Origin of the sequence: Hydrogenimonas thermophila, from assembly GCF_900115615.1 — a bacterium.
Classification (GTDB): Bacteria; Campylobacterota; Campylobacteria; order Campylobacterales; family Hydrogenimonadaceae; genus Hydrogenimonas; species Hydrogenimonas thermophila.
In genome coordinates this window covers 124699-131084 of sequence record NZ_FOXB01000003.1, presented here as the reverse complement: position 1 = coordinate 131084, position 6386 = coordinate 124699, and the positions used below count along the sequence as shown (strand labels likewise).

At 34.6% G+C, this 6386-nt stretch carries 8 protein-coding genes; 3 read left to right on the top strand and 5 right to left on the bottom strand.

Features of this window, described 5'->3' with window-relative positions:
• Positions 1–52 precede the first annotated feature (52 nt).
• The gene (locus BM227_RS02030; protein WP_092910644.1) at positions 53–379 is read right to left on the bottom strand and encodes a hypothetical protein; all 327 of its coding nucleotides are present in this window, start codon (positions 377–379) and stop codon (positions 53–55) included.
• A gap of 581 nt (positions 380–960) precedes the next feature.
• Here BM227_RS02030 and BM227_RS12955 point away from each other — a divergent pair.
• Positions 961–1332 carry a transposase gene (locus BM227_RS12955; protein ID WP_342707880.1) on the top strand — a complete coding sequence of 124 codons (372 nt, stop codon included), beginning with the start codon at positions 961–963 and terminating at the stop codon, positions 1330–1332.
• Between the two features lie 172 nt (positions 1333–1504).
• Here the strand turns inward: BM227_RS12955 and lspA are convergent, their stop codons facing one another.
• On the bottom strand, positions 1505–1960 hold the full coding sequence (gene lspA, locus BM227_RS02020; protein ID WP_092910642.1) for a signal peptidase II: 456 nt from the start codon (positions 1958–1960) through the stop codon (positions 1505–1507).
• Positions 1953–3293 (bottom strand): phosphoglucosamine mutase, encoded by a 1341-nt coding sequence (glmM, locus tag BM227_RS02015; protein WP_092910640.1) that lies wholly within the window; start codon positions 3291–3293, stop codon positions 1953–1955. The genes lspA and glmM overlap by 8 nt, the downstream gene beginning before the upstream one ends.
• Before the next feature lie 98 nt (positions 3294–3391).
• On the opposite strand from glmM, the gene rpsT reads away from it, so the two are divergent.
• Entirely contained in the window at positions 3392–3661 is a 270-nt protein-coding gene (gene rpsT / locus BM227_RS02010) for a 30S ribosomal protein S20 (RefSeq protein WP_092910638.1), read from the top strand.
• Positions 3662–3683: 22 nt separating this feature from the next.
• Complete coding sequence (prfA, locus tag BM227_RS02005) at positions 3684–4751, top strand: peptide chain release factor 1 (protein WP_092910635.1); 1068 nt, start codon at positions 3684–3686, stop codon at positions 4749–4751.
• 25 nt (positions 4752–4776) lie between these two features.
• Here the strand turns inward: prfA and BM227_RS02000 are convergent, their stop codons facing one another.
• The gene (locus tag BM227_RS02000; RefSeq protein ID WP_218147898.1) at positions 4777–5565 is read right to left on the bottom strand and encodes a glucosaminidase domain-containing protein; all 789 of its coding nucleotides are present in this window, start codon (positions 5563–5565) and stop codon (positions 4777–4779) included.
• Complete coding sequence (gene dapF / locus BM227_RS01995) at positions 5558–6310, bottom strand: diaminopimelate epimerase (RefSeq protein WP_092910633.1); 753 nt, start codon at positions 6308–6310, stop codon at positions 5558–5560. The genes BM227_RS02000 and dapF overlap by 8 nt, the downstream gene beginning before the upstream one ends.
• Between the last annotated feature and the right edge of the window lie 76 nt (positions 6311–6386).

Below are 6386 nucleotides of genomic sequence, written 5' to 3'. Positions count from 1 at the left end.
ATGACAAGAATCAAGTATGGACTTATTAAATGAATATTAGGGTTGGAATGGGCTATCTATGCTTGACTTCAATAATACCTCTTGGAGTGCCATTTGCCCACCATAAAACTATATCACTTCTACCATCTGCTCTTAGTTTTTGTCCTAAATATCCCTTGATTTTTGCATCTGCATTATTTAATATCTCTTTTACATTATCTTCAAGTGTAATAAATTTGGTTTTATTAATTTTTGATAATTCTTTTGCAATATTTACTGTCAAAAGATATTCAGGGGCTCTCCATAAAAATTCATCACCACTCCATTTCAAATACTCATTAAAAGAGTTTTTAATACCTCTTAAACAACTATTTAAAATCTCATTTTGAGTAACTTTCATTTATTATTTCCCTTCTAACAAATCTATAATTACGCATAATATATAACCAAATTGCTAGTTGCAAAGAAGGATTAAAATTTGCTTGAGTACTCTATAAAAAGTTTGGGGAACGATTTATGGAACAAATAATTATAACAGTTTATTGTTTAATAGATGAATATCTAATAGCAATTGGGATCAGATATTAGAGCAGAAGTATCCAATAGTGAGATACTTTTGGTTGGATATCTTGCAGTCAGTAATTTTAATGGAAACTACCGCAAAGCACACAAGTACTGTCAAATGCTTAATTTTGTTAAGATACCTGAATATTCACACTTTATTAGAAAGATTAATCGTTTAGAACAGATAATTGAAAAACTCTTTTCTTGGCTGGGTGATCTGTTTGTTAAACTTGAAGGAACAAATATCTACTCTGTTGATTCCTTTCCAGTAGAGTTGTGTAATATCACTAGAGAAAAACGGTGTCAGCTTTGGAATAATCCAAATTTCAAAGGTTTTAATGCTTCTAAGTGTCGATTCTTTTATGGTTTTAAAGTTCATATGGTTATTATACAGATAAATCGCCTGTTTACTTCTTTATTTCTGAAGGATCAATGCATGATGTTACAGCAGTTTATGGACTACTTTCTCATTTACCAAAAGGTTCAATTGCCATAGGAGATAAAAGATATATCTCTAGCAAGCTTGAAGAATTTCTAAAAAAATTGAATATCAAGCTTTCACCAATATTTAAGAAGCGTATGCAAAATGATGATGATTATTTTATTAAACGAAAAATTAGAAAAGGAGTTGAAACAGCCTTTTCTATGATAACAGCCAAGTTTGGTAAAGTAATCAAGGCAACATCCATTGGTGGTTTTCTTACAAAACTTAAACTATTTCTTGTCGCTTACAGCATTAACTGCTTTTTGAAGCTTGATGAAGAGAAACAAAAGTTAGTGATTAACTAGCAATTTGGGTAATATTTAATTTATCTAATAACTTTTTATGTATCTCATAGTCTCTAACTTAAGTTTTAATAATATTGCAAAGTCTTTTGCTATATTCATTGTATTCAATATCGTAAATCATCTGCTAATGAAAAAAGAAAATTTTCTAATTGTTGCAGTGTTATTTTTTTCTTCATACCTTCTCATCCATATTTTTTTTTAAAAATATTGAATTTATTAACAACCAACCAACTGATAAATCTATCATCACATCTGCAAAGTTAAAAACTGCAAAGTCAAATCCGCAGTGCCAATATACATAGTCAACAACTCCACCATGTATGAAACGGTCGGCAATATTGCTGATGCCTGCACCAAAAAGAATTCCTAAAGGTAAGCTGTAGCGTTGCAAATATTTTCCGTGAATGATATATCCTAAAACTCCTGCTAGTAGTGCTATCTGAATCCATTTAAGGTAAGGTCCTAAAAAGGAAAACATTGAAAATGCAACACCCTTATTGAAAACAAGAGTAAGAGATATGCAAGAGTTTTCCCACTGCCATCCTGATAAAAAAATTGTCTTTATATTTTGATCAATTATATATATTCCGGCAAGAGCCAGAATAAATGTAGCCCACGCTTTAGTCATTTAATGCTTTCCTAAAGAATTTTTCAAGCTCTTTCATCCAGTGGTCAATAGCCTTTGCATTTTTTCCTTCAAGAAGAATACGTAATTTATTTTCTGTACCACTATAACGAATTAGTGATCGTAAGCCTTCCTCTTTTATTGCTTTCTCTTTCTCTTTAAGACCTTCTATAGAATCTAACGGTTTTTTTTGTGATACCTTAATATTTAGAAGTTTTTGAGGGTATAGTTCAAAAGGGTTTAAAACTTCACTAGCTTTCTTTCCACTTTTTAAAATCAAAGCAATAGTTTGAAGAGCAGTTACAAGTCCGTCACCTGTTTTAGCATAATCACTAAATATTACGTGACCGCTCTGCTCTCCTCCAAGAATACATTGATGCTTACGCATCTCTTCTAACACATATTTATCACCTACATTTGAACGAATCAAGTCAATTCCATATTTTTTTAGAAAATCTTCAAAACCTTGATTGCTCATTACTGTTGCAATAACACAACTGTTTTCAAGTTTGCCTTCATTTTTTAAGTATAGGGCAAGAGCACCTATTAGCTTATCGCCATCTACCTGATTTCCTTTTTCATCTACAACAACCAATCTGTCAGCATCACCATCAAATGCAAATCCTATATCAGCTCTATACTCACGAACCTTTTCACTTAATGTTTTTGGATGCATTGCCCCACAGTTATCATTTATATTGTATCCATTAGGTTTGTTGTTTATGACAATAACATCAGCTCCAAGCTCTTCAAAAACAGTAGGAGCAACTTTATAAGCAGCTCCATTTGCTGTATCTAGAACAATTCGTACATCATTAAGAGTCATATCTGTAGGAAATGAGTTTTTAAGTTTAACTATATAACGACCTATAACATCATCAATACGTTTAGATGAGCCTATATCTCTGCCTATTTTTTGTTCATCTGCCAAAAGATTTTCATCAAAATAGATCTCTTCTATAGCAGCTTCATCTTTCTCATTAAGCTTGTTCCCTTGGGAATCAAAAAATTTAATACCATTATCTTCATAAGGATTGTGGCTTGCACTAATCATTATACCTGCATCACATCTCATATCTTCCGTTAAAAAAGCAATTGCTGGTGTAGGCATTGGACCAATTTGTATAACATTGTATCCTACAGCAGTAAGACCGCTTACCAAAGCATTTTCTATCATATAGCCGCTTCTTCTAGTATCTTTACCTACAAGAATCTTATTTGTTTTTGCAAATTTTCTAAAATATATACCTGCTGCCATTGCCAGCCGCATTGCAGTAAATGCACTTAACTCTTTACCGGCCAATCCACGAACCCCATCTGTTCCAAATAATTTCATAATATAAATACCCCTCTTGACAAACTTACATTTAATTTAAATTTAATAAACTTTAAGGTATGATTCCCAAAATTTTCTAACGACAAGGATTATACCATATGGCACATCACAAATCAGCGATAAAAAGAATTCGCCAGACTGCAAAACGCACAGCTCGCAACAGATATTACAAAACTCGCATCAAAAATATTACTAAAGCTGTTATAGCAGCAGTTGAAGCAGGTGATAAAGATGCAGCAGTTGAAGCAATGAAAATTGCTAACCGTGAACTACACAAGTATGTAAGCAAAGGCATCTTGAAGAAAAACACTGCTTCTCGTAAAGTGAGCCGCCTTCAGTCCAAAGTCAATGCACTCAGCGTCGCGTAATCCGCGAACCTGAGGCACCCACATGTTAAGAGAAAAACTCCAACCCTTCATAGACCGTTATAACGAAATAAACAATCTTTTAAGTTCTCCAGATATTACAAGTGACATTAAGCAGATGACTGCACTCTCAAAAGAGCAGTCCGATCTTGAACCTCTTGTAGAAAAAGCAAAAACTTACATTGCAACTGTTGAAGCTATAGAAGAGAACAAATCACTTCTTGGAGACCCTGAACTGGGTGAATTGGCTGCAGAAGAGCTTAAAGAGCTTGAACCACAGCTTGAAAAGATGACAGATGAGATAAAACTGCTTCTAATCCCAAAAGATCCAAATGATGATAAAAACATCTACCTGGAAATCCGTGCAGGAACAGGTGGTGATGAAGCAGCACTTTTTGTTGGCGATCTTTTTAAAGCATATGTAAGATATGCTGAAAACAAGGGTTGGAAAATTGTCATAGAAAGCTCAAGTGAAAGTGAAGCAGGCGGTTATAAAGAGATTGTTGCCCTGATAAAAGGGGAAAAAGTTTACAGTAGGCTTAAATATGAAGCTGGAACGCATCGTGTTCAGCGTGTTCCTGCTACAGAGTCTCAAGGTCGTATTCATACTTCAGCAGTAACAGTAGCAATTTTACCTGAAGTAGAAGATGTTGATGTACAAATCAATCCAAATGATCTGAAAATAGATGTATACCGCTCAAGCGGTTGTGGTGGTCAGTCAGTAAACACTACTGACTCAGCAGTTCGCATTACCCATATTCCAACCGGCATCGTTGTTGCAATGCAAGATGAAAAATCACAGCATAAAAATAAAGAAAAAGCTCTAAAAATTCTTAAAGCACGTGTATATGAGAAATACCTCCAAGAGCAGTTAGCTGCCTCAAGTGCCGACAGAAAAGCACAAGTTGGTTCTGGAGACAGAAGTGAAAGAATCAGAACATACAACTATCCTCAAAACCGTATTACTGATCATAGAATAGGTTTGACTCTATATCGCTTAAATGAGATTATGGAAGGTGGTTTGCTTGATGAAGTAATTGAGCCTCTCATAGCACACTTCCAAGCAGAAGCGATTAAAGAGGCCGGTTTATAAAATCCGCTTTTTAAAAGCGGATTTTTTATCTTCCAATACTTCTATAAATCTCTTTTGAGAGCATAACAATCTCATTTTTAAGTTTGACTTGAGGTGTACTCTTTGGTATATCATAAAGATCCCATTCATGTTCATCTATCGTTTTCTTGATCATAAGTGTATATTTTTCACCCAACTGTGAATAGCGTGTCAAATAGGCTGATGCAGTGAATCCTCCAAATGGTTTACCCATCTTCTTTGCTAAGTATCTAGCTTCTCTGAACTCTTTATAAGCCCAGTGACGGTTCAGGTTTCTCATATAAGAGGCGATTGAATCTTCAAGCGAATCAAAAATTCGTATTTTATAGCGTTTTCCTTCTGGTCTGTTTTTTGGAATAATTCCCTTTTTTCCCCATGTCCATTCTCCAAAAAGATTGTTTGCTTCACGAGCAAAGCGGCTTTTACCCCAGTTGCTCTCTATAGCTGCTTGTGCAAGCACCATAGAAACCGGTATAGTATCTACTCTTTTAAGGTACTCTTCTTTATCATAAAGAGATTTTATACGATACTTTTTAGCTATTGCTTCTAGTTTTTTAACCTCATTCGGTGTTACAATACCAACACTTTGAAATTTTGTAAAAAAAGATTTGACAAACTGTCGTTCTTTACGAATCTTCTCTTCCTCTTTTAAAATTAAAGGATAGAGAATTTCTACAAATTTCTCTTTCTGTTTTTCACTCTTCTTTATAGAGTAGTACTCTTTTGGAAATGTTTTAAGAGCATCGGCAAAAAGTAGTGCCTGAGCTAATAAAACTCCTGTAATTAATTTAGTCAATTTCTCTCTCCATTATTGCATCAAATGTATGGCGTACTTCGCCTTTTAGTGTTAGTGTGTTACCCTTTTTAGCAAGTTCAAGTTTTTCACCACTAGTTGGTATAACCACCATACTTTCTCCTGCTTTCTCTTCTAAATTGGTACGGTAGAAGCAGGCTGCCATTCCAGTACCACAAGCAAGTGTCTCATCTTCAACTCCACGCTCATATGTGCGTACATAAAGAGTATTGTCTTTAACTGCTGCTATATTGATATTTGCATTGAATTTATACCTAAGTTCTCTAGCTTCTTGCAGATCAAAAGTGTCAACAGTGTCAACTAAACCGACAAGGTGTGGTACACCTGTATCTATAAGCCACCATTTTTTTCCAAACTCTTCAATGTCTTGATTTATAATTTTAGGAGGTGTCAATTCACTAGTGACAATGTCACCGTCAACCTCAGCTTCTATAACACCAGCTCCGGTTAAAAAACGCATACTCTTTGAAGCAAGACCATGTTTATACGCATAATGCGCTGCTGCTCGGCTTCCATTGCCGCACATTGCAGCATCGCTTCCGTCAGCATTGTAAAACTGCCATTCAAAGTCATATTTTTCATGAGGAACTAGGACAATTAAACCATCTGCACCCACACCATTTTGTCTGTGACAAAGCTCTTTTGCTAAAGTATTTTGCTCTTTTTTGACAAAAGTGTGAAAAATGACAAAATCATTGCCATTTGCAGAATATTTTGCTATGGTCATTAGTTGTCTCCAATAAAAAATTGAGCGAATTATACCATAGCTTAAGGCTAGCTTATATTAAGTGAAATTATTAGTT